17 protein-coding genes are annotated in these 24,701 nt (G+C 67.0%); 14 read left to right on the top strand and 3 right to left on the bottom strand.

What is annotated here, in order from left to right; translation table 11 throughout:
* Window positions 1-165: 165 nt before the first annotated feature.
* The gene (locus RN02_RS01310) at window positions 166-1,557 is read right to left on the bottom strand and encodes a PhoH family protein (protein WP_009616091.1); all 1,392 of its coding nucleotides are present in this window, start codon (window positions 1,555-1,557) and stop codon (window positions 166-168) included.
* Between the two features lie 407 nt (window positions 1,558-1,964).
* Here RN02_RS01310 and yaaA point away from each other — a divergent pair, with 407 nt between their 5' ends.
* The 13 genes from yaaA (at window position 1,965) to RN02_RS01245 (ending at window position 20,721) form a co-directional block, all read left to right on the top strand.
* Window positions 1,965-2,744: a peroxide stress protein YaaA gene (gene yaaA / locus RN02_RS01305; RefSeq protein ID WP_043312659.1), complete on the top strand. Its 780-nt coding sequence runs from the start codon at window positions 1,965-1,967 to the stop codon at window positions 2,742-2,744.
* An 854-nt stretch (window positions 2,745-3,598) separates the two neighbouring features.
* Window positions 3,599-4,909 carry a GDP-mannose 6-dehydrogenase gene (algD, locus tag RN02_RS01300; RefSeq protein ID WP_043312658.1) on the top strand — a complete coding sequence of 437 codons (1,311 nt, stop codon included), beginning with the start codon at window positions 3,599-3,601 and terminating at the stop codon, window positions 4,907-4,909.
* A gap of 93 nt (window positions 4,910-5,002) precedes the next feature.
* Window positions 5,003-6,484, top strand: a complete 1,482-nt coding sequence (gene alg8, locus RN02_RS01295) for a mannuronan synthase (protein ID WP_043312657.1) — start codon at window positions 5,003-5,005, stop codon at window positions 6,482-6,484.
* A gap of 58 nt (window positions 6,485-6,542) precedes the next feature.
* The gene (locus RN02_RS01290) at window positions 6,543-7,712 is read left to right on the top strand and encodes an alginate biosynthesis protein Alg44 (RefSeq protein WP_009616087.1); all 1,170 of its coding nucleotides are present in this window, start codon (window positions 6,543-6,545) and stop codon (window positions 7,710-7,712) included.
* A gap of 10 nt (window positions 7,713-7,722) precedes the next feature.
* Window positions 7,723-9,126, top strand: coding sequence for an alginate biosynthesis TPR repeat lipoprotein AlgK (gene algK, locus RN02_RS01285; protein WP_052267621.1), 1,404 nt, complete (start codon window positions 7,723-7,725; stop codon window positions 9,124-9,126).
* Window positions 9,127-9,209: 83 nt separating this feature from the next.
* Entirely contained in the window at window positions 9,210-10,643 is a 1,434-nt protein-coding gene (locus RN02_RS01280) for an alginate export family protein (RefSeq protein WP_043312662.1), read from the top strand.
* A 185-nt stretch (window positions 10,644-10,828) separates the two neighbouring features.
* The gene (gene algG / locus RN02_RS01275; protein ID WP_043312656.1) at window positions 10,829-12,439 is read left to right on the top strand and encodes a mannuronan 5-epimerase AlgG; all 1,611 of its coding nucleotides are present in this window, start codon (window positions 10,829-10,831) and stop codon (window positions 12,437-12,439) included.
* An 11-nt stretch (window positions 12,440-12,450) separates the two neighbouring features.
* Window positions 12,451-13,884 (top strand): alginate O-acetyltransferase, encoded by a 1,434-nt coding sequence (locus tag RN02_RS01270; RefSeq protein WP_043312655.1) that lies wholly within the window; start codon window positions 12,451-12,453, stop codon window positions 13,882-13,884.
* 57 nt (window positions 13,885-13,941) lie between these two features.
* Window positions 13,942-15,015: a mannuronate-specific alginate lyase gene (locus RN02_RS01265; RefSeq protein ID WP_152623708.1), complete on the top strand. Its 1,074-nt coding sequence runs from the start codon at window positions 13,942-13,944 to the stop codon at window positions 15,013-15,015.
* 328 nt (window positions 15,016-15,343) lie between these two features.
* On the top strand, window positions 15,344-16,906 hold the full coding sequence (locus RN02_RS01260) for an MBOAT family O-acyltransferase (protein ID WP_043312653.1): 1,563 nt from the start codon (window positions 15,344-15,346) through the stop codon (window positions 16,904-16,906).
* Between the two features lie 13 nt (window positions 16,907-16,919).
* Window positions 16,920-18,095, top strand: a complete 1,176-nt coding sequence (locus RN02_RS01255; protein ID WP_043312651.1) for an alginate O-acetyltransferase — start codon at window positions 16,920-16,922, stop codon at window positions 18,093-18,095.
* 58 nt (window positions 18,096-18,153) lie between these two features.
* Window positions 18,154-18,801 (top strand): alginate O-acetyltransferase AlgF, encoded by a 648-nt coding sequence (algF, locus tag RN02_RS01250; protein ID WP_009616079.1) that lies wholly within the window; start codon window positions 18,154-18,156, stop codon window positions 18,799-18,801.
* Between the two features lie 474 nt (window positions 18,802-19,275).
* Window positions 19,276-20,721 carry a mannose-1-phosphate guanylyltransferase/mannose-6-phosphate isomerase gene (locus RN02_RS01245; protein WP_043312650.1) on the top strand — a complete coding sequence of 482 codons (1,446 nt, stop codon included), beginning with the start codon at window positions 19,276-19,278 and terminating at the stop codon, window positions 20,719-20,721.
* Between the two features lie 592 nt (window positions 20,722-21,313).
* On the opposite strand, the gene codA is transcribed toward RN02_RS01245, so the two are convergent.
* Together codA and codB are read right to left on the bottom strand one after the other, a co-directional pair.
* Window positions 21,314-22,555: a cytosine deaminase gene (gene codA, locus RN02_RS01240; protein ID WP_009616077.1), complete on the bottom strand. Its 1,242-nt coding sequence runs from the start codon at window positions 22,553-22,555 to the stop codon at window positions 21,314-21,316.
* A gap of 61 nt (window positions 22,556-22,616) precedes the next feature.
* On the bottom strand, window positions 22,617-23,876 hold the full coding sequence (gene codB / locus RN02_RS01235) for a cytosine permease (protein WP_009616076.1): 1,260 nt from the start codon (window positions 23,874-23,876) through the stop codon (window positions 22,617-22,619).
* A 315-nt stretch (window positions 23,877-24,191) separates the two neighbouring features.
* Here codB and RN02_RS01230 point away from each other — a divergent pair, with 315 nt between their 5' ends.
* Complete coding sequence (locus RN02_RS01230; protein WP_043312648.1) at window positions 24,192-24,656, top strand: hypothetical protein; 465 nt, start codon at window positions 24,192-24,194, stop codon at window positions 24,654-24,656.
* Window positions 24,657-24,701 lie beyond the last annotated feature (45 nt).

The raw sequence follows: 24,701 nt of genomic DNA, 5'->3' as shown, positions 1-24,701 counted from the left end.
GGGGAGGGTTAGGGTGGGGGGCGAGTTCAGGCCGAGCGCTGGAGCAGCGGCGAAGTCCGTAACCCTCTCCCCAGCCCTCTCCCTGAAGGGAGAGGGGGTTGTCCGTGCATCGGGGAAGACTCGCGTACTCCGGCCAGCCCAGCAGGAGCCCGGCCGGTTCCGCATTTACAGATGCGCCTCGGCGAACTCCGCCAGCACCGAGCGCGGTACCCCTTGCAGGGTCACGTGCACGCCGTGGGGGAAGTCCTTGAAGCGTTCGGTCAGGTAGGTCAGGCCGGAGCTGGTGGCCGACAGGTAGGGGGTGTCGATCTGCGCCAGGTTGCCCAGGCAGATCACCTTCGAGCCATTGCCCGCGCGGGTGATGATGGTCTTCATCTGGTGCGGGGTGAGGTTCTGGCACTCGTCGATGAGGATCAGGCTCTGCTGGAAGCTGCGGCCGCGGATGTAGTTCAGCGATTTGAACTGCAGCGGCACCTTGCTGAGGATGTAGTCGACGCTGCCGTGGGTGCATTCGTCGTCCGAATGCAGGGCTTCGAGGTTGTCGGTGATGGCGCCCAGCCAGGGTTCCATCTTCTCGGCCTCGGTGCCGGGCAGGAAGCCGATGTCCTCGTCCAGACCCTGCACGCTGCGGGTGGCGATGATGCGCCGGTAGCGCTTGGTGACCATGGTCTGCTCGATGGCCGCGGCCAGCGCCAGGATGGTCTTGCCCGAGCCCGCGGCGCCGGACAGGTTGACCAGGTGGATGTCCGGGTCGAGCAGCGCGTACAGCGCCAGCGACTGGTACAGGTCGCGCGGGCGCAGGCCCCAGGCTTCCTGGTGCAGCAGCGGCTCCTGGTGCAGGTCGAGGATCAGCAGTTCGTCCTGCTGGATGCCCTTGATCCAGCCGACGAAGCCCTGCTCGTCGACGATGAACTCGTTGATGTGCACCGCCGGCAGGTTGTCGGTGAGCTGCACGCGGTGCCAGGTGCGGCCGTGGTCCTGGCGCGTCTCCACCTTGCTGACGCGGTCCCAGAACGAGCCGTTCAGCGAGTGGTAGCCACGCGGCAGCAGGGCCACGTCGTCGATCAGCTGGTCGGTGTGGTAGTCCTCCGCCGCCACCCCGCAGGCGCGCGCCTTCAGGCGCATGTTGATGTCCTTGGTGACCAGCACCACCCGGCGGCTGCTGTTGCGGCTCTGCAGCTCGACCAGCTGGTTGATGATCTTGTTGTCGTTGAGGTGCTCCGGCAGCCAGGTGATCGGCTCGGCGCGCTTGCTCATGAGGATCGACAGGCTGCCGCAGGGGCCGCTCTTGCCACGCTGGATGGGAACCCCGTCCTCCACCTGCTCCGGGCTCGCCTCGCCCAGCACCTGGTCGATCAGGCGGATGGCCTGGCGGCATTCGGCGGCGACGGAGTGCTTGCCGGTCTTGAGCTTGTCGAGTTCCTCCAGCACCGTCATCGGGATGGCGACGTGGTGTTCCTGGAAGTTGAGCAGGGCGTTGGGATCGTGGATCAGAACGTTGGTGTCGAGGACGTAGAAGATCGGCTGGGTGGTGCTGGAACGTCCGTGGTCATCCATACGCGTGTCACCTCATTCTGGGGGCGTTACGACGGAATGCCGTGACAGCGCTCCGCCGTGCGGTGAGACGCCGGCTCTCGATGCCGGGGCTCGAGAGAGGTGCAAGCAAGGGACGGGCCGGGGCCGCCACCTGTCTGCAGGGTTCGGCGGTCTACGGCTCCAGAAATACAGGAAAAATTGTGACGGTAGAAAGTCTTTTTCCTTATCAGGCGGATTTTTTTCGCCGGCTGACGAAATACCTTGGCGCGGCTGCGTTACGGCGCTAATTTTATTAATCCGATCATCGGCTTATCCGCGCCCGACGGTCTCCCCGCGCCCCTCCTCATTGGCCCCGCCTATCGTCCCCATGGGTGGAGCCGGCCCCGGCAACTCCCTACAATCGCCCGACGCTTCGAGGAGACCGCACGATGCTGATGGTGATTTCCCCCGCCAAGACCCTGGACTACGAGACCCCGCCGGTCACCGACCGCCACACCCTGCCGCTGCACCTGGACGATGCCCAGGAGCTGATCGGCGTGCTGCGCGAGATGACTCCGGCGCAGATCGGCAGCCTGATGAGCCTGTCGGACAAGCTCGCCGGCCTGAACGCCGCGCGCTACGCCAGCTGGCACCCCGACTTCAGCCCGGCCAACGCCAAGCAGGCGCTGCTGGCCTTCAAGGGCGACGTCTATACCGGCCTTGCCGCCGAGGACTTCGACGCCGCCGACTTCGACTTCGCCCAGCGCCACCTGCGCATGCTTTCCGGCCTTTATGGCGTGCTGCGGCCGCTGGACCTGATGCAGCCCTACCGCCTGGAGATGGGCACCCGGCTGGCCAACGCCCGCGGCGCCAACCTCTATGAGTTCTGGGGCGAGCGCATCAGCGCCTGGCTGAATCAAGACCTCGCCGAGCAGGGCGACGCCGTGCTGCTCAACCTGGCCTCCAACGAATACTTCGGCGCGGTGAAGCGCAAGGCGCTGGACGCCCGCATCATCGACACCGAGTTCAAGGACCTGAAGAACGGCCAGTACAAGATCATCAGCTTCTATGCCAAGAAGGCCCGCGGCCTGATGGCGCGCTACGTGATCAAGGAGCGCCTGACCGACCCCGAGGGCCTGAAGGACTTCGACTACGCCGGCTACCGCTTCGCCGCCGAGGAGTCCTCCGCCGACCGCCTGGTGTTCCTGCGCGACCACCCCGACGCCTGACCTGCCCCCGAAAGTGGCGGCCAAACGGCCGTCACGCCCCCTCCCCCGCTACCGTCGATCCCCCTCCAGCCCCCATGTGCCGCCGAATTACCCACACGGCGAAAATGGTCAAGGCTACCGTTCGTCGGCAACAGCCAAGACATTGAAAAAATTTTTCTCGCTCCCGCGCGCCATCACCACGGCAGAAAAGCGCCTTTTTTGCCATCGCGCATGTAATCCATTGGCCATTAAAAGCACCCCGCCATTACATGCAATTCACGATTGCAAGTTGCACGAAATACCTTGAAACACCCTCCCCGTCATCCTGAACGGCAGCTGAACGAAGTGTAAAACGGCTGAATCACCGCGGAACTTTTTCCAATCCTTGCATTTTGCAAGTCCGCCAAAAACGACAGTCGTGTTTCAGCTTGATATCAAAAGCGCCTTATTTGATGGCGATTGGATATTTAATTCCGACCACTCCTCAGGATGGGTGGCAGGAACTATCGAGCGGCCTCGAACATCCTACTTCCGCAACGCCCATCATGGGTTTGTTGCCCATAACCAGGTTTTTCGAAAACGCATCGAGCGCTGCTCGAGGGACTCGTTCAACCTGAATAATTTCAATGAGTTATGAAATTAATGCAGAACTCCAAAGCAAACTTTAGTGCATCAGAAGAGTGCAATTAGTTCTAACTTTGCAATCACCCTGAAACATTAAAGTGCATGCCGCGGAACTCTGCCCGAATTGAGTGCAGAAAATTCGAGTCACTCACGGACTGCCTGAAGCGGCGCGCCTGATAGGGGCGCCGCAGCAAAAGGGAATTGGCCAGAAGGCCAACTTTTAACAGCTCGACAAAGCAGAGGTGAATACGATGCGTATCAGCATCTTTGGTCTTGGCTACGTCGGTGCAGTATGCGCCGGTTGCCTGTCCGCCCGTGGTCACGAAGTGATCGGCGTGGACGTTTCCACCACCAAGATCGACCTGATCAACCGCGGCAAGTCGCCCATCGTCGAACCGGGGCTGGAGCCCCTGCTGGAACAGGGCATCCGCACCTCGCGGCTGTCGGGCACCACCGACTTCAAGCAGGCGGTGCTGGACAGCGACGTCTCCTTCATCTGCGTCGGCACCCCGAGCAAGAAGAACGGCGACCTGGACCTGGGCTACATCGAGAGCGTCTGCCGCGAGATCGGCTACGCCATCCGCGAGAAGGCCGGCCGTCACACCGTGGTGGTGCGCAGCACCGTGCTGCCGGGCACCGTGAAGAACGTGGTGATCCCGATCATCGAGGACTGCTCGGGCAAGAAGGCCGGCGTCGACTTCGGCGTGGGCACCAACCCCGAGTTCCTGCGCGAGAGCACCGCGATCAAGGACTACGACTTCCCGCCGATGACCGTCATCGGCGAGCTGGACGCCCAGACCGGCGACCTGCTGGAGGAAATCTACCGCGAGCTGGACGCGCCGATCATCCGCAAGTCCATCGAGGTCGCGGAGATGATCAAGTACACCTGCAACGTCTGGCACGCCGCCAAGGTCACCTTCGCCAACGAGATCGGCAACATCGCCAAGGCCGTCGGCGTCGATGGCCGCGAGGTGATGGACGTGGTCTGCCAGGACCGCAAGCTGAACCTGTCGCGCTACTACATGAAGCCCGGCTTCGCCTTCGGCGGCTCCTGCCTGCCCAAGGACGTGCGCGCCCTCACCTACCGCGCCGGCCAGTTGGACGTCGAGCACCCGATGATCGGCTCGATCATGCGCAGCAACGCCTACCAGGTGCAGAAGGCCTTCGAGATCATCACCGCCCACGGCAGCCGCAAGGTCGGCCTGCTCGGCCTGTCGTTCAAGTCCGGCACCGACGACCTGCGCGAGAGCCCGCTGGTGGAACTGGCCGAGATGCTCATCGGCAAGGGCTACGAGCTGCAGATCTTCGACCGCAACGTCGAGTACGCCCGCGTCCACGGCGCGAACAAGGAGTACATCGAGTCGAAGATCCCCCACGTCTCCTCGCTGCTGGTCTCCGACCTCGACCAGGTGGTGAAGACCTCCGACGTGCTGGTACTGGGCAACGGCGACGAGCTGTTCGTCGACGTGGTGAACCAGGCGCCGCAGGGCAAGAAGGTGGTCGACCTGATCGGCTTCATGTCCCACGGCTCCGACGAGCGCGCCGAAGGCATCTGCTGGTAAGCGCCGCCGGCTCTTCGCAGGAGCGAGCTTGCTCGCTCCTGCGAAGAGCCCACCTGTTCCCACGAAGCCAAGACGCGACTGACGGACCTGACCATGGACGCATACAAACGAGCCCTCGGCGAAGCCACCGGCTGGCTGGCCTTCCTCTGCCTGCTGATGGGCCTGGCGCTGATCGTGCCCCCCACGGTGTTCGACCCCAATGCCCGCGACTTCCTGCTGATCATCGGCGCGGTGGGCATCTGGCGTTATTCCATGGGCGGTCTGCACTTCCTGCGCGGCATGCTCTTCCTCCACGTCGTCTACCCGCACTACAAGCGGCGCCTGCGCAAGCTCGGCAAGGCGGCGGACCCGTCCCACGTCTACCTGATGGTCACCAGCTTTCGCATCGACGCCATGACCACCTCCATGGTCTACCGCTCGGTGATCCAGGAGGCCATCGCCTGCGGCTACCCGACCACCGTGGTCTGCTCCATCGTCGAGATGTCCGACGAGGTGCTGATCAAGCAGCAGTGGCAGAAGCTCAACCCGCCCGCCCACGTGAAGCTGGACTTCGTGCGCATCCCCGGCACCGGCAAGCGCGACGGCCTGGCCCACGGCTTCCGCGCCATCTCCCGGCACATGCCCGACGAAGGCTCGGTGGTGGCGGTGATCGACGGCGACACCGTGCTCGAGCCCGGCGTGGTCCAAGCCACGGTGCGCTGGTTCAAGCTGTTCCCCCAGGTCGGCGGCCTGACCACCAACGAATTCTGCGAGGTGCAGGGCGGCTACGTGATGAGCCAGTGGCACAAGCTGCGCTTCGCCCAGCGCCACATCAACATGTGCTCCATGGCCCTGTCCAAGCGCGTGCTGACCATGACCGGGCGCATGTCGGTGTTCCGCGCCGCGGTGGTCACCGACCCCGACTTCATCGCCGACGTCGAGGCCGACCACCTGGACCACTGGCGCCTGGGGCGCTTCCAGTTCCTCACCGGCGACGACAAGTCCAGCTGGTACAGCCTGATGCGCCTGGGCTACGACACCTTCTACGTGCCGGACGCGGCCATCAACACCGTCGAGCACCCGCCGGAGAAGAGCTTCATCAAGGCCAGCCGCAAGCTGATGTTCCGCTGGTACGGCAACAACTTGCGGCAGAACTCCCGCGCCCTGGCCCTGGGCCCGCGGCGCCTGGGCTGGTTCACCACGGTGGTGCTGTTCGACCAGCGCCTGTCCATGTGGACCTGCCTGCTGGGCCTGGTGGCGGCGATCATCGCCAGCATCAAGTACAGCATCACCTTCCTGCTGGTGTACCTGCTGTGGATCGGCATCACCCGCCTGATCCTCACCCTGCTGCTGTCGCTGTCCGGCCACCCGATCGGCCCGGCCTACCCGCTGATCCTCTATTACAACCAGATCGTCGGCGCCCTGGTGAAGATCTACGTGTTCTTCCGCCTCGACCAGCAGTCCTGGACGCGCCAGAGCACCAAGCTCGACCGCGGCCTGAACAGCTACCAGCGCTGGTTCAACACCTGGTCCTCGCGCGCCATGACCTTCTCTGCCGCCAGTGTGTTCGTCGCCGTACTCCTGACGATCGTATGACCCCTTGAGCAACCGGCCCGCGGCCGATCCGACCCGTTTCGAACATAGGACCGACTTCATGAATACCGCCGTCAACGTCAACGTCGTGCACGAATCCGAAGCCCAGCGCCAGCACGCGCGGGTCAAGCTGCCCGCGCGCATCCGCTACATCGGCGCCAACCGCGAGGGCGTCGACGCAAGGCTCTTGGACCTTTCCGCCGGCGGCTTCGCCTTCACCGCCAGCGGCGCGCCGATCCAGGTCGGCGACATCCACAAGGGCAAGCTGCTGTTCCAGATCGACAGCATCAGCTTCGCCCTGGAAGTGGAGTTCCAGGTGCGCTCCTTCGACCCGGACAGCCGCCGCACCGGCTGCGAGTTCCAGCACCTGAAGCCGCGCGAGGTCGCCGCCCTGCGCTACCTGATCACCGCGTACCTGGCCGGCGAGGTGGTCAGCGTCGGCGACATGCTCAACACCCTGCAGCGCGAGAACTTCACCAAGGCCCGCAAGCACGGCGGCGCCGGCGGCGGCATGGGCTTCTTCGGGCGCATCCGCGCGGTGACCCTGAGCACCGCCATCTTCGTGGTCGGTGTCGGCGCCTTCGCCTTCATCCTCAACCAGCTGTACAACCTGTACTTCGTCACCCATGCCGACTCCGGCGTGGTCAACATCCCCGCCCAGCAGATCACCATGCCCCGCGAGGGCACCGTCGACAGCCTGGTGCAGATGGACGCCGAAGTGGCCAAGGGCGCGCCCATCGCCACCTTCTCCACCAGCCTGCTGGACCTGCTCAAGGGCAACCTGTCCGACGAGCAGCTCAACCCCGGCAACATCGAGAAGCTCTTCGGCCACCAGCTCAAGGGCACCCTCACCAGCCCCTGCGACTGCCGGGTGATCGAACAGCGCGTCGCCAACGGCCAGTACGCCAACAAGGGCGACGTGATCTTCACCCTGGCCCCGCGCGACGCCAGCGCCACCGTCGAGGCGCGCTTCGCCTACCGCAACGCCGCCGAACTCTCGCCGGGCACCCTGGTGCACTTCCAGGTCGCCGGCGACAGCGAAGTGCGCAGCGGCCGCATCCTGCGCACCGCGCCGGTGGACGGCGACCTGTCGTCGGAGATCCGCGCGCAGATCCAGCCCGAGCAGCCGCTGGACAGCCAGCTCGCCGGGCGCCCGGCGGAAGTCAGCATCGGCGGCCTGCCCGGCCGCACCCTGCTGAACAAGGCCATGGCCATGGCCACCGCGCGCTGAGGACCCAAGCATGAACGCCATCGCCCACCATCCGCTGCGCGGCGCCGCCCTGGCCCTGGCCCTGGCCATCGGCCTGGCCGCCGGCTGCGCCGGCCTGCCGGACCAGCGCCTGGCCGACGAAGCCATGGCCCGCGGCGACATCGCCACCGCCCAGGCCAACTACCAGGCCCTGGCCACCCTCGGCTACACCGACGCGCAGATCGGCCTGGCCGACATGCAGGCCGCCAGCGGCGACAGCGCGGCCCAGGCCAAGGCAGAGAAGCTCTACCGCGACGCCGCCGAGACCTCGCCGCGGGCCCGCGCGCGCCTGGGCAAGTGGCTGGCGGCCAAGCCCGGCGCCACCGACGCCGAGCACCGCGAGGCCGAGCAGTTGCTCAACCGCGCCTTCGACGAAGGCGAGGACAGCGCCCTGGTGCCGCTGATCGTGCTCTACCTGCAGTACCCGCAGGCCTGGCCGGGCGTGAACCCGCAGCAGCGCATCGACCAGTGGCGCGCCCAGGGCCTGCCCCAGGCGGACCTGGCGCAGATCATCCTGTACCGCACCCAGGGCACCTACAACCAGCACCTGGGCGAGATCGAGCAGGTCTGCCAGCGCTGGCTGACGCGCATGGACGTGTGCTGGATGGAGCTGGCCACCGTGTATCAGGTGCAGGGCAACGCCGACAAGCAGAAGGCCCACCTCGACCGCCTGCGCGCCGCGCACAAGGCCGGCCGGGTGCCGCCCGAGCGGGTGGAATCGGTGGCCCAGGTATTGGCCGACGCCGATCTCGGCAAGCCCGACCCGCAGACCGCCCAGGCCCTGCTCAACGAACTGGCGCCGACCTACCCCGCGGCCTGGGTCGACCTGGCCAAGCTGCAGTACGACTACCCCGAGCTGGGCGACGTCGAGCAGATGCTCGACTACCTGAAGAAGGCCCAGGACGCCGCCCAGCCGCGCGCCGAGCTGCTGCTCGGGCGCCTGTACTACGACGGCAAGTGGATGCCCCAGGACCCGCAGAAGGCCGAGCAGCACCTGCTCAAGGCCGCCGCCAGCGAACCCCAGGCGCACTACTACCTGGGGCAGATCTACCGCCGCGGTTTCCTCGGCAAGGTCTACCCGCAGAAGGCCGCCGACCACCTGCTGATCGCCGCCCGCGCAGGCCAGGCCAGCGCCGACATGGCCCTGGCCCAGCTCTGGTCGCAAGGCCGCGGCGTGCAGCCCAACCGCGTCAACGCCTACGTCTTCGGCACCCTGGCGCAGCGCCAGCAGATACCCCAGGCCGGCGACCTGATGAGCGAACTGCAACCGCAGCTGCAGCCGGCCGAACTGAGCCAGGCGCAGCAGCTGCTCAAGCGCGAGGAACAGGCCCGCGGCGCCAACTGGCAGGCCACCGTCAGCCTCATGCAGAACGAACAGGAACAAGAAAGCCTATGAAGCGCCCCGACCCGACCTCCGCCCCGCTGTTCCAACCGATCCGCCTGGCCCGCGCCATCCGCCGCGCCCGGCTGTTCCCGGCGATGCTCGGCGCCGGCATGAGCCTGGCCGGCACCCTGTTCGCCGCCGGCGCCTGGGCCGACGACACGCCGCCGAAGAACTACGGCATCGACATCAAGATCACCGCCGAATCCGAGGACGACCGCGACCTGGGCACCGCCCACGGCGGCGACCTCAACGGCATCGGCATCGACCTGCGGCCCTGGGCCTTCGGCCAGTGGGGCCAGTGGAGCGCCTACGTGATGGGCCAGGCGGTGGCCGCCACCGACACCATCCAGACCGACACCCTGCAGTCCGACGAAGTCGACGCCAGCGGCCGCGACAGCAGCGACAACAAGCGCGAGCCGGACGACGCCTATCTCGCCCTGCGCGAGTTCTGGGTGGACTACGCCGGCCTCACCCAGTACCCCGGCGAGCACCTGCGCTTCGGCCGCCAGCGCCTGCGCGACGACAGCGGCATGTGGCAGGACACCAACATCGAGGCGCTGAACTGGACCTTCGACACCACCCTGCTGCGCGCCCACCTGGGCGCCGCCCAGCGCTTCTCCGAGTACCGCACCGACATCACCGACCTGGCGCCGGAAGACGAGGACCGCACCCACGTCTTCGGCGACATCTCCACGCAGTGGGCGCCGCACCACTGGGTGGGCCTGCGCCTGCACCACGCCGATGACAGCGGCAGCCTACCGGACCCGGGCGAAACCATCGACTCGCTGGACAAGCGCTCCACCGGCGACCTCACCTGGGTCGGCATCGAGGCCAACGGCGATGGCTACAACTACCGCTCGCAGATGCCGCTGAACTACTGGGCCAGCGCCACCTGGCTGAGCGGCAACCGCGACCGCCTGACCAGCGCCGCGGTGGACGGCGAGCGCGTGGCCACCGGCAAGCAGAGCGGCGACGTCAACGCCTACGGCGTCGACCTGGGCCTGCGCTGGAACATCGACGAGCAGTGGCGCGCCGGCGTCGGCTACGCCCGCGGCAGCGGCGGCGGCCACGACGGCGAGGACCAGTACGAGCAGACCGGCCTGCAGAGCAACCGCTCCAACTTCACCGGCACCCGCGCCCGCGTGCACCGCTTCGGCGAGGCCTTCCGCGGCGAACTCTCCAACCTGCAGGACGCCACCCTGTTCGGCGCCTGGCAGCTGCGCGACGACTACGACGCCAGCGTGGTGTACCACAAGTTCTGGCGCGTGGACGGCGACTCGGACATCGGCAACAGCGGCATCACCGCGCCCCTGGAGAACAACTCCAAGGACATCGGCCAGGAAGTCGACCTGGTGGTCACCAAGTACTTCAAGCAGGGCCTGCTGCCCGCCTCGATGAGCCAGTACATCGACGAGCCCTCGGCCCTGGTGCGCTTCCGCGGCGGCGTGTTCAAGCCCGGCGACGCCTACGGCAGCCACGTCGACTCGACGATGCACCACGCCTTCGTCGATTTCATCTGGCGCTTCTGAGGATCAGGGCGATGCGAGCTGGCAGTCACTGGTTCCCCGCATTCGCGGGGATGACGGAAAACCCCTCCCGCGTGCGAACGGGCACGGGGAGCGTGGGGGTTCGCATCCCCCGCCCGGCGACCGTCACTCCCGCGCACGCGGGGGCCCAGCGCCTTCCGGCTCCACGCCCACAGGGAGAACCCACCATGAACCGCCATCCGCTACCCCTGGCCGCCCTGCTGCTCGGTGGCCTGCTGGTCGCCACGGGCCCCGCCTGGGCCTCGACCCCGGCGGCCAACGCCAAGGACACCGACGCCAGCGAGCAGCCCTCGCCGGCCAACCAGCCCGGCCACGTCCAGGGCCTCAAGGAAACCGGCAACTACACGGTCACCGCGCTGCCCGAGGGCCCGCTGCACCTGGACCCGCCGAAGCTGCCCGACCTCTCCGGCTACACCGCCGAGGCGGTGGCGAAGAAGATCGTGCGCAAGCCCGGCGGCAAGGCAGTGGTGCAACGCATGGTGCAGCAGCAACCGCTGAAGGAATTCACCGGCGGGCAGAACCGCCTGGCCGAGTGGGTCAAGCGCCAGCGGCAGATGCCCCAGGCCATCTTCATCGAGGGCGGCTACGTCAACCTCGCGCAGCTGGCCGGCAAGCTCGGCAAGGCGCTGGAGCAGGTCGAGCCCGGCGTGTTCGTCGCCCGCCTGCCCATCGTGGTCAGCCAGGGCGCGACCCTGGAGATCGACGGCAAGGTCAGGGAACTGCGCCTGTCCCAGGACCGCGGCGCCTTCCTGGTCAACGACGGCAAGCTGTTCGTGCGCGATACCAAGGTCACCGCCTGGAACGAAGCCCGCGGCGAGCCGGCCTGGTTCAAGAGCCCCAACGAGTTCCGCCCGTTCCTGGTGTCCTGGGGCGGCGCCGAGGCCTACCTGGTCGACAGCACCTTCACCAGTTTCGGCTACAACGCCTCCAAGGCCTACGGCATCTCCATCTCGCAGTACAGCCCGGGCATGGACAAGACCATGAAGCGTCCGCGGCCCAAGGGCTGGGTGATCGGCTCGACCTTCGTCGACAACTGGTACGGCTTCTACTGCTACGAGGCCGACGACCTGGTGGTGCGCGGCAACACCTACCGCGACAACGTCATCTACGGCATCGACCCCCACGACCGCTCGCACCGCCTGATCATCGCCGAGAACACCGTGTACGGGACGAAGAAGAAGCACGGCATCATCGTCTCGCGCGAGGTCAACGACAGCTGGATCTTCCGCAACAAGACCTACGACAACCACCTCTCCGGGATCGTCCTGGACCGTAACTCCGAACGCAACCTGGTGGCCTACAACGAGGTGTACCGCAACCACTCCGACGGCATCACCCTGTACGAGAGCGGCGACAACCTGATCTACGGCAACCAGGTGCTGGGCAACCGGCGCCACGGCATCCGCATCCGCAACAGCGTGAACATCCGCCTGTACGAGAACCTCGCCGCCGGCAACAAGCTGATCGGCGTGTACGGGCACATCAAGGACCTGTCCAACACCGACCGCAACATCGACCTCGACCCCTTCGACACCAAGGTGTCGCTCATCGTGGTCGGCGGCAAGCTGGTGGGCAACGGCTCAGGTCCCTTGTCGGTGGATTCGCCGCTGTCGCTGGAACTCTACAAGGTGGCCATGCTCGGCCCGACCAAATCCTCCGGCATCAGCTTCAACGGCGTGCTCGGCGAGAAGCAGGACCAGATCCTCGACCTGCTCGTGCGCCAGCAGCGCGCCGTGCTGATCGACCCCGTGGAAAGCCAGGCCGAACTGCAGAATTGAGGACCCGTACCATGACCATCCGCCCCCATCGTCTGCTGCGCCTGTCGAGCCTCGCCGCCGGCCTGCTGCTGGCCCACGGTATTCTTGCTGCGGGCGCCGCCGACGCCGGCGCGCCGACCTACAGCGCCCTGCCCGCCGCCGGCCTGTGCCCGGCCGCGGCCGACGACAAGGCCTACAACACCAAGTACCTGGGCTTCTTCACCCACCTGGTGCCGGCCCAGGAAGACTGGCTGTTCCGCACCACCTACGACCTGCGCACCGACTTCGGCACCACGCCCGAGGGCTGGCGCGAACTCAAGGCGCTGCGTGAGGCACTGGAGCGCCGCGGCGTCGAGCTGATGGTGGTCTACCAGCCCACCCGCGGGCTGATCAACCGCGAGAAGCTCAGCCCCGAGGAGAAGGCCTCGTTCGACTACGAACTGGCGAAGAAGAACTACCTGGCGACCATCGCCAAGTTCCGCGAGGCCGGCATCTACACCCCGGACTTCTCGCCGCTGTTCGACGAGAAGGAAGCCCACCCCTACTACTTCAAGGGCGACCACCACTGGACGCCCTACGGCGCCATGCGCAGCGCGAAGATCGCCGCCGAGACGCTGAAGCAGATGCCCGCCTATGCGGACATCCCGAAGAAGGAATTCGAAAGCAAGCGCGTCGGCCTGCTGTCCAAGCTCGGCACCTTCCACAAGGCCGCCGCGCAACTGTGCGGCAGCAGCTACGCGCCGCAGTACGTCGACCGCTTCGAGACCGAGCCGGTGGGCGACAGCGGCGGCGGCGACCTGTTCGGCGACGGCGGCGACCCGCAGGTGGCGGTGGTCGGCACCTCCAACAGCGGCCCGGCGTACAACTTCGTCGGCTTCCTGGAGCAGTACGGCAAGGTCGACATCCTCAACAACGCCGTCTCCGGCGGCGGCTTCGACAGCTCGCTGCTGGCCTACCTGACCAGCAAGGAATTCCACGACAAGCCGCCGAAGATCCTGGTCTGGGAATTCGCCACCCACTACGACATGGCGCAGAAGAGCTTCTACCGCCAGGCCATGCCCCTGGTGGCCAACGGCTGCGCCGACCAGAAGGCCGTGCTCAGCCGCAAGGTCAAGCTGCACGCCGGGCGCAACGAGGTGCTGCTCAACAGCGCGGCGCTGCCGATCCGCAGCGGCAGCTACACCGCCGACGTCACCTACAGCGACCCGGGCATCCACGAGCTGAAGAACACCGTCTGGTACATGAACGGCCGCCGCGAGCAGCTGAAGATCGAGCAGTCCAAGGCCGTCGACACCGGCGGGCGCTACGTCTTCGAACTGCGCAACGACGAGGACTGGCCGGACCAGCAGTTCCTCTCCCTGGAGATCGAGGCGCCGGACGACATGCCGGCCGGCCTCGAGGTCGAGGCGAAGCTGTGCCAGACCCCGCAGATCAAGGCCACCGCCAGTACCGTGGCCGGGAGGTAATCCATGTCCATCCAGCGACTTTCCCGCAACAAGGGCCTGCGCCTGCTGTGGCCGGCCATGGCCCTGAGCAGCCTCGCAGCCCTCTACGGGCAGAGCAGCCAGGCCGCCGACCTGGTGCCGCCGCCGGGCTACTTCGCCGCGGTCGGCGAGCGCAAGGGCGACGCCGACAGCTGCCCGGCAGTGCCCACGCCCTACACCGGCTCGCTGCAGTTCACCAGCAAGTACGAGGGCTCCGACTCGGCGCGCGCCACCCTCAACGTGGCCGCCGAAGGCAAGTTCCGCGCGCAGATCAAGGACATCACCGACATGGAGCGCGGCACCACCAAGCTGATCACCCAATACATGCGCAGCGGCCACAAGGGCGACCTGGACTGCGCGCTGAACTGGCTGACCACCTGGGCCCGGGCCGACGCCCTGGAAAGCGCCGACTTCAACCACACCGGCAAGTCCATGCGCAAATGGGCCCTGGGCAGCCTGTCCTCGTCCTACCTGCGCCTGAAGTTCTCCAGCAGCCGCCCGCTGGCGGCCTACCCGCAGCAGGCGGCGCAGATCGAACAGTGGTTCGGCAAGCTCGGCACCCAGGTGGTCAGCGACTGGAGCAACCTGCCGCTGAAGAAGATCAACAACCACAGCTACTGGGCGGCCTGGTCGGTGATGTCCACCGCCGTGGTGACCAACCGCCGCGACCTGTTCGACTGGTCGGTGCGCGAATTCAAGGTGGCGGCCAGCCAGGTCGACGCCCAGGGCTACCTGCCCAACGAACTCAAGCGCCGCCAGCGCGCCCTGTCCTACCACAACTACAGCCTGCCGCCGCTGGCGATGATCGCCGCCTTCGCCCAGGTCAACGGCGTGGACCTGCGTCAGGAGAACAACGGTGCCCTGCAGCGCCTGGCCGAAAGGGTGATGCAGGGGGTGGACGACCAGCAGGACTTCGACCGCCGGACCGGCAACGACCAGGACATGAGCGACCTGAAGGAAAACAGCAAGTTCGCCTGGCTGGAGCCCTACTGCGCGCTCTACAGCTGCGCGCCGAAGACACAGGACTGGCGCAGGAAGATGGAGCCGTTCAACAGCTTCCGCCTCGGCGGGGATGTGACCAAGGTGTTCAACCGCGGCAACGGCGGGAGCTGATGCGCTCAATGGGAGTGGGGGGCAGGCCGGCACGTGCCGGCTGACACAACGGTTTCCACCTGCACCGAACAGTCCCCTCTCCCTTCAGGGAGAGGGTTAGGGAGAGGGCAAGAACCTCCCCGCAAGACCGAAACACCCGGCTGAACCCCGCAACGAAGACGGGCCCAGCCACCCCCGACCCAAGCGCACAAGACGCCGGGCGGGCGCACCACCTTAGCGACAAAACGGGGAGGAACTGGCGGGTGACACCGGCCTTTTCCTTGCGCGCCACGCGGCGCCGGAAGGGCTGGAGCCACCCTGGGTACGAAGCTCCAGAGCGAGACGGGCAATGGTCTTTTCTTCCAACGTGTTCCTGTTCCTGTTCCTGCCGATCTTCCTCGGCCTGTACTACCTGAGCGGGAACCGCTACCGCAACCTGCTGTTGCTGGTGGCCAGCTACGTCTTCTACGCCTGGTGGCGGGTGGACTTCCTCGCCCTGTTCGCCGGCGTGACCCTGTTCAACTACTGGATCGGCCTGCGCATCGGCGCCGCCGGCGTGCGCACCCTGGCGGCCAAACGCTGGCTGATCCTCGGCGTGGTGGTCGACCTGGCCGTGCTGGGCTACTTCAAGTACGCCAACTTCGGCGTCGACAGCCTCAACCAGATCATCACCTCGTTCGGCATGCAGCCCTTCGTGCTGACGCACATCCTGCTGCCCATCGGCATCAGCTTCTACACCTTCGAGTCGATCAGCTACATCATCGACGTGTACCGCGGCGACACCCCGGCCACGCGCAACCTCATCGACTTCGCGGCCTTCGTGGCGATCTTCCCGCACCTGATCGCCGGCCCCGTGCTGCGCTTCCGCGACCTGGTGGACCAGTTCAACCACCGCACCCACACCCTGGACAAGTTCGCCGAAGGCTGCACCCGCTTCATGCAGGGCTTCGTCAAGAAGGTGTTCATCGCCGACACCCTGGCGGCCCTGGCCGACCACTGCTTCGCCCTGCAGGACCCGACCACCGGCGACGCCTGGCTGGGCGCCCTGGCCTACACCGCGCAGCTGTACTTCGACTTCTCCGGCTACAGCGACATGGCCATCGGCCTGGGCCTGATGATGGGCTTCCGCTTCATGGAGAACTTCAACCAGCCCTACATCAGCCAGTCGATCACCGAGTTCTGGCGGCGCTGGCACATCAGCCTGTCCACCTGGCTGCGCGACTACCTGTACATCAGCCTGGGCGGCAACCGCGGCAGCACCTTCCAGACCTACCGCAACCTGATCCTGACTATGCTCCTGGGCGGCCTGTGGCACGGCGCCAACGTCACCTACATCATCTGGGGCGCCTGGCACGGCGTATGGCTGGCCATCGAGCGCGCCCTGGGCGCGAACGCCGCGCCGCGGGTGCTCAACCCGCTGAAATGGGCCTTCACTTTCCTGCTGGTGATCGTCGGCTGGGTGATCTTCCGCGCCGAGAACCTGCACGTGGCCTGGCGCATGTACGAAGCCATGTTCAGCTTCGGCGACTGGAGCCTGTCCGAGCAGAGCCGCGCCAGCCTCACCGGCCTGCAGGTGGGCACCCTGGTGGTGGCCTACGTGGTGCTGGCCGTCTTCGGCCTGCGCCAGTTCTACAACCAGCCGTTGCAGAGCAAGGCGCCCAAGGCCGCGGCCAAGACCGACGAAGTCGCCGCCGACGGCCCGGCCAGCGCCCAGCCGCGCAGCCCGCAGGACGCCGAGAACGACCCGGCGGCCATCGCCTACTCGCGCAGCGGCGCGGCGGTGTACCGCCCGCACTGGCTCACCCAGCTGCCCGTGCTGGCCACCCGCGCGGCCCTGCTGGCGCTGTTCGCCGCCTCGGTGCTGAAGCTCTCGGCGCAGAGCTACTCGCCCTTCCTCTACTTCCAGTTCTGAGCGAGGCAGGACCATGCAACCGACACTCTCTAAATCCATGCAATACGCCTACGTCGCCGCCTTCGGCGGGATACTGCTGGGCCTGGCCGGCTGGTCGCTGAAGGCCTTCCCCAGCTTCGCCGCCGCCGAGGGCACCACGGTGCTCAACGGCAAGCTGGCCCACGCCTTCGAAGGCCACTACGACGACCAGTTCCCCATCAAGCGTCTGGGCACCAACCTCTGGGCCGCGCTGGACTACGCCCTGTTCGACGAAGGCCGCCCGGGCGTGGTGATCGGCAAGGACGGCTGGCTGTACACCGACGAAGAATTCAAGCCGGCGCCCAGCCAGACCCAGCTGGACGACAACTGGGCCCTGGTGCGCGGCGTGCAGCAGGAGCTGGAGCGCCGCGGCGTGAAGCTGGTGCTGGCGATCATCCCGGCCAAGGCGCGCATCTACCCCGAGTACATCGGCAAGGAACAGCCGGCCCAGTTGCACGTCGGCCTCTACGACGAGTTCCTGCAGCGCGCGCGCCAGGCCGGCATGGCCGCGCCCAAGCTGCTGGACACCCTGGAGCAGGCCAAGGACAACGGCCAGGTGTTCCTGCGCACCGACACCCACTGGACGCCGCTGGGCGCCGAGGCCGTGGCCCAGCGCCTGGCCCAGAGCATCCGCGAGGGGCAGAACCTCGACCTGCCGCAGCAGACCTTCATCACCGACGCCAGCAAGGCCACGCCGCACAAGGGCGACCTGCTGACCTTCCTGCCCCTGGACCCGCTGTTCAGCGACCTGCTGCCGGCGCCGGACCAGTTGCAGGCGCGCCAGACCCACCCGGCCGAGGACAACGCCGCGGCCGGCGGCGACCTGTTCGGCGACAGCGCCGAGCCGCAGGTGGCCCTGGTCGGCACCAGCTACAGCGCCAACCCGCACTGGAACTTCGCCGGCGCCCTCAAGCAGGCGCTGTCCACCGACCTGATCAACTACGCCAAGGAAGGCAAGGGCCCCCTCGAACCCATGCTCGAACTGCTCAAGGACCCGGGCTTCCAGCAGAAGCCGCCGCGCCTGCTGGTGTGGGAATTCCCCGAACGCTACCTGCCGATGCACAGCGACCTCAGCCAGTTCGATGCCGACTGGCTGGCCCAGCTGCGCGCGGCCGGCAACCGTGACGAACGCCTGGCGGCCAACCCGCCGGGCCTGACCGCGGCGCACTGAGCGCCACGCCAAGGGCGCCAGCGCGCCCCATGAAAAAGTGAAGACGGAGGTACACCCCATGACTCGTTCCAAGACCCTCGGCTGGAAATCCCCCGCCCTGGCACTGGCCCTGGGCCTGGCCGCCTTCGGCGCCCACGCCGGCGAAGCCGCGCTCTACGGCCCGCAGGCGCCCAAGGGTTCGGCCTTCGTGCGGGCCTACAACGCCGGCAACAGCGAACTCTCGGTGAGCGTCGGCAACGCCCAGCTCAACGACGTATCGCCCCTGGGCTCCAGCGACTTCAAGTTCCTCCCGCCGGGCAACTACACCGCCAAGGTCGGCAGCCAGAGCCTGCCGGTGAAACTCGACCCGGACGCCTACTACACCCTGGTCAGCCAGCCCGGCGGCCAGCCCAGGCTGGTGCCCGAGCCGCCCTTCAAGAACAAGCAGAAGGCCCTGGTGCGGGTGCAGAACCTCAGCGGCCAGGCGCTGACCCTGAAGACCGCCGACGGCAAGACCGAAGTGGTCGGCAACGTCGCCCCGCAAAGCCACGGCGACCGCGAGATCAACCCGGTGAAGGTGAACCTGGCGCTGTTCGAGGGCGGCAAGAAGGTCAGCGACCTCAAGCCCGTCACCCTGGAACGCGGCGAGGTGGTGTGCCTGTACGTCACTGGCGAGGGCGGCAAGCTGTCGCCGGTGTGGGTCAAGCGGCCGGTGAAGGCGGACTGAGTTAGATGGCGATGACGTGCCGACGTGAAGCCCGCCCCCTCTCCCTAACCCTCTCCCTGAAGGGAGAGGGGACCGTTCGGCATCAAGCGCAACCCTGGCGCTCGCCGGCAGTGAAGGAGCGGCCGGTTGGCACAGTCCTCGCCGATCGCACGGATAGCCCCCTCTCCCTTCAGGGAGAGGGGGCCGTTCGGCATCAGGCGCAACCCTGGCGCTCGCCGGCAGTGAAGGAGCAGCCGGTTGGCACAGTCCTCGCCGATTGCACGGATAGCCCCCTCTCCCTTCAGGGAGAGGGCTGGGGAGAGGGGCTCTTACCCCCCACACCCAATCACCAAAACGAACACCACAAAAAGACCGGCCACACCGGCAGAAAAAACCAGCGAGCTGCCAAGACGGCCCGCACGGAGAGGTCACCCGAAACGGTAACGGCGCCCAGCGCCCCACAGAACGCATGAACGCTTTAAGGAGAAACCCCACATGATTCCCGTCATTCTTTCCGGTGGTAGCGGCTCGCGACTCTGGCCCCTTTCCCGCAAGCTGTATCCCAAGCAGTTCCTGGCCCTGGCCGGCGAGCACACGCTGTTCCAGCAGACCCTCGAGCGTCTGGCCTTCGAAGGCATGGAGCCGCCGCTGGTGGTGAGCAACAAGGAACACCGCTTCATCCTCCAGGAACAGCTCGAACAACTGAAACTCAAGACCCAGGGCATCCTGCTCGAACCCTTCGGCCGCAACACCGCCCCGGCCGTGGCCATCGCCGCCATGAAGCTGGTCGCCGAGGGCCGCGACGAACTGCTGCTGGTGCTGCCGGCCGACCACGTGCTGGAAGACCCGCGCGCCTTCCAGCGCGCCCTGGCCCTGGCCACCGTGGCCGCCGAGAAGGGCGAGATGGTGCTCTTCGGCGTACCCGCCAGCCGCCCGGAAACCGGCTACGGCTACATCCGCGCCAACGCCGACGACAAGCTGCCCGGCGGCGTCTCGCGGGTCGAGCGCTTCATCGAGAAACCCGACGAGGCCCGCGCCCGCCAGTTCGTCGAGGAAGGCGGGCACTACTGGAACAGCGGCATGTTCCTGTTCCGCGCCAGCCGCTTCCTGGAAGAACTCAAGCGCCACGATGCCGACATCTACGACACCTGCCTGCTGGCCCTGGAACGCAGCCAGCACGAGGGCGAGGTGGTCAACATCGACCCGGCCACCTTCGAGTGCTGCCCGGACAACTCCATCGACTACGCGGTGATGGAAAAGACCCAGCGCGCCTGCGTGGTGCCCCTGGCCGCCGGCTGGAACGACGTCGGCAGCTGGTCGTCGATCTGGGAAGTGCACGACAAGGACGCCAACGGCAACGTCACCAAGGGCGACGTGCTGGTGCACGACAGCCGCAACTGCCTGGTGCACGGCAACGGCAAGCTGGTCTCGGTGGTCGGCCTGGACGACATCGTCGTGGTGGAAACCAAGGACGCCATGATGATCGCCCACCGCGACCGCGTGCAGGACGTGAAGAAGGTGGTCAACGAACTGGACGCCGCCGGCCGCAGCGAAACCCAGAACCACTGCGCCGTGTACCGCCCCTGGGGCAGCTACGACTCGGTGGACATGGGCGGCCGCTTCCAGGTCAAGCACATCACCGTCAAGCCCGGCGCGCAGCTCTCGCTGCAGATGCACCACCACCGCGCCGAGCACTGGATCGTGGTCAGCGGCACCGCCCAGGTGACCTGCGACGACAAGGTGTTCCTGCTCACCGAGAACCAGTCCACCTACATCCCCATCGCCTCGGTGCACCGCCTGGCCAACCCCGGCAAGATCCCGCTGGAAATCATCGAAGTGCAGTCCGGCAGCTACCTGGGCGAAGACGACATCGAACGTCTGGAGGACGTCTACGGTCGAACCGAAGAGAGCGGCATCCGCGCACAGGTAGCCGCTCGCTAGTTGAAGGACGGCGTCTCCCCCATCGATGCCAATCACCCCCAGGCCTTGTGCCTGGGGGTTTTTCTTTGTGCGCGGGGCCCCCCGGAGGGTATAACGCCAACGGTTCCCGGGAAGCACGGACGTAGGACCTTGTCCGCGATAGCCGGGCGTATCGGCGCGGATCGCGGATAAGATCCGCTACGCCGCCCCACCCACGTCATTCCCATGTAGGAGCGCGCCCTGCGCGCGAATCGCGGGCAGGGCCCGCTCCTACAGGTTGCCTGGAGACATGGCATTCCTAACCGTAGGACCTTGTCCGCGATAGCCGGACATACCGGCACGATTCGCGGATGAGATCCGCTACGCAACCCCACCCGCGCCATTCCCCTGTAGGAGCGCGCCCTGCGCGCGAAATCGCGGGCAGGGCCCGCTCCTACAGGTTGCCGGGGAGCACGGTATTCCTCCTCCCCCGTAGGAGCGGACCTTGTCCGCGATAGCTGGACGTCCCGGCGCGGATCGCGGACAGGACCCGCTACGCCGCCCCACACGCGCCATTCCCCTGTAGGAGCGCGCCCTGCGCGCGAATCGCGGGCAGGGCCCGCGCCTACAGGTATCAGCCTTCGAGCAGTTCCACGCTCTCCGGCGCGCGGCGCATCAGTACACGGCCGTGGCGGATGGAATACAGCGCCTTGGTCTGCTGGCGCACCGCCTCGTAGTCGCTGTCCACGCCCAGCACCAGCAGGTTGGCCGGGCGGCCGGCGGCGATGCCGTAACGCTCGCCCAGGTTCAGCGCGCGGGCGCTGTTGTCGGTGACCAGGTCGAGGCTGCGCTGCAGGTCCTCGAAGCCCATCATGTGGCAGATGTGCAGGCCGGCGTCGAGCACGCGCAGGATGTTGCCGTTGCCCAGCGGGTACCACGGGTCCTTGATCGAATCCTGGCCGAAGCACACGTTCATCCCGGCGCGGTCGATCTCGGCCACGCGGGTCACGCCGCGGCGTTTCGGGAAGCTGTCGAAGCGGCCCTGCAGGTGGATGCTCTCGGTCGGGCAGGAGACGAAGCTGATGCCCGAACGCTTGAGCAGGCGGAACAGCTTCGAGCAATAGGCATTGTCGTAGGAGCCCATGGCCGTGGTATGGCTGGCAGTGACGCGCGCCCCCATGCCGCGCACCCGCGCCTCTTCGGCCAGTACTTCGAGGAAGCGCGAATTGGGATCGTCGGTCTCGTCGCAGTGCACGTCCACCAGACAGCCAGTGCGCTCGGCCAGGTCCATGAGGAACTTGATCGAACTGACGCCCTGCTCGCGGGTGTTCTCGAAATGCGGGATGCCACCGACCACGTCCGCGCCCAGGCGGATCGCCTCTTCCATCAGCCCGCGGCCGCCCTCGTAGGACTCGATGCCCTCCTGCGGGAAGGCGACGATCTGCAGGTCCACCAGGTGCTTCGCCTCTTCCTTCACCTCCAGCATGGCCTTGAGCGCGGCCAGCGTGGGATCGGTGACGTCCACGTGGGTGCGCACGTGCTGGATGCCGTGGGCGGCCAGCATGCGGATGGTGGTGTGGGCGCGGGCCTTGGTGTCTTCGTGCGTGATGGTTTCCTTGCGCTGCGCCCAGCGCTCGATGCCCTCGAACAGGGTGCCGCTCATGTTCCACTGCGGCTCGCCGGCGGTGAGGGTGGCGTCGAGGTGGATATGCGGCTCCACCAGCGGCGCGATCACCAGTTGCCCGGCGGCGTCGAGGTCATCGCCGGTGGCGGCGACGCTGGCCGCCTGGGGCAGCACCTCGGCGATGGTCTCGCCCGCGCAGCGGATGGTGAACAGGCCGGTTTGCTTGCGCAGCTTGGCGTTGACGATCTTCATTGGGTTGGCTCCTCAGGCTGGGCGCTGCGCGGATGCCGAATGCGCAGCGCCATGAATGGGTTCAGGCGCGCGGCTCGGCCACGCCGGCGCGGGCGCGGGCGATCTCGCCGAGCACGATGTAGCAGGCCGCCGAGGCGCCGATGCCCACCAGCGGGGCTATCCACGGCGAGGCATAGGCCAGCGCCGCGCCCACGGCATAGGACAGCAGCCCGGCGACGTTGAACGCCGGGATGTGCGGGCCGACCAGCGCCGGGTAGTTGCCGCGGTGGCGGTGCCAGAAGTCGGCCATGATCACCCCGCCCAGCGGCGGGATGATCGAGCCCAGCAGCACCAGGAAGGGAATCAGCCACTCGTACATGCCGCCGATGGCCAGGACGATGCCCACGCCCGCGGCGAGCAGCGTCATGCTGCGCCGGCGCTCGCTGCGCACCAGGTGGCAGGCGGCGGCGGAGACGTTGTAGATGGTCGGGCCCTGGATGGTCCACAGGTTCAGGCAGAGCATGATCACCGCGGCGAACGACAGGCCCTGCAGGACCATGACTTCGACGATGTCGGCGTTCTGGTAGACGATGGCGCACCAGGCCCCGGCGACGATCATCAGGCCGTTGCCGACGAGGAAGCTGATGACGCTGGCGGCCACGGCGATGCGCCCGCTGCGCGCCATGCGCGTCCAGTTGGTGGCCTGGGTGGCGCCGCTGGCGAAGGTGCCGAAGACCATGGTCACGGCGGCCGAGAAGGTCATGCCGGTGCTCGGCTGCACCGCCAGCAGCCCGGCCCAGCCGCCGGCCTGGCGGGTGGCGATGACCATGGAGGCCACCAGCAGCACGAACATCAGCGGCACCGACACCCGCGACAGCAGGTCCAGGCCCTTGAAGCCGATGATCGCGGTGATGCTGAAGCCCAGGCCGAACAGCACCATCAGCGGGATGGTCAGCCAGCCCGGCAGGGCCAGCATCTTCACCAGCACGATGGCCACGGTGGCGGTGCCCCAGGCGTACCAGCCCAGCTCGGCGAAGCCGAGGAGGAAGTCCGACAGCTTGCTGCCGCGCTCGCCGAAGCAGAAGCGCCCCATGAGCACGGTGTTCAGCCCGCTGCGCGAGGCGATCAGGCCCAGGGCGGCGGCGTAGACGGCCAGCAGCGTGTTGCCGACGACGGCGACCCAGAGCATGTCGACGAAGTCGAAGGCCATGCCGATCTTGCCGCCGGCGAACATGGTGCCGGTGAAGAAGGTGAAGCTGAACAGGACCATGGCAATGGGCAGCAGCCCTTTGCGCCCTTCCCTGGGCGTGGCGCTCAGGGGGAATTCACTGGGGGAACTCATGGATGTCTCCGCGAGGTGGGTTGGATGTCTGTCGGCCTGGAGCAAGGAGCGGGCCGGAAAAGCCGACGGGTAACGACGCGGAAACCTTTGAGCATGACGAACATCGATGAATGTTCAGAATGCACACTTCCCAGGGGAAATATGCCGCCGCGTGCCTGCTCAAATGTGCATTATGCGGATTCCGCAGATGCAGCGCAGCGTCCGACGCACCAGATTCGAGCACAATCTTGACCCAGGTCGTGGCCATCCGTCGAAGTCGTTCCAGAAGCGACGGATTTGCTAGGCTGCTGCCCCAGGCCCATCCCGGACGCATCCATGTTCTTCGGCATCCTCCTCATCGTTACCTGGATCATCCTGCTGCTGCGCTACCCCGCCCGCGCGCTGCCGATCTCGGCCGCGGCCCTGGTCGGCCTGGGCCTGGTGATGGCCCTGGCGATCTGGCAGGACAGCCTCGACCAGCGCCGCCTGGAGCGCCTGGAACTGCGCATCCGCTACGCGCCGACGCTGTGCCCGGCCGACCGACCGCTGCGCGTCGACCTGAAGAACGGCAGCGACGCGCCGCTGCTGGAACTGCGCTGGAAGGTCGCCGCCTACCGCCCCGGCGACACCACCGACCTGGCCGAGAACCTCTACGAGGCGCCGCGCTACCGCGGCCCCGGCGCGCTGCTCGGCGGCGATGCCTGGAGCGACTGCCTGCCGCTGCCGGCGCTGCGCCCGGGCTACCGCGCCAGCACCCTGGAGTTCCGCGCCGAGCGCATCGAAGGGCGCTTCGGCGACTGAGTTCACCCGCGCGGCGCAATCGGCTAGGGTAGGCGCCGAACACCC

Source organism: Pseudomonas sp. PI1, from assembly GCF_000812405.1.
Classification (GTDB): domain Bacteria; phylum Pseudomonadota; class Gammaproteobacteria; order Pseudomonadales; family Pseudomonadaceae; genus Pseudomonas; species Pseudomonas citronellolis.
Note: the sequence above shows the minus strand (reverse complement) of the source record. Positions and strands in the feature narration are given on the sequence as shown.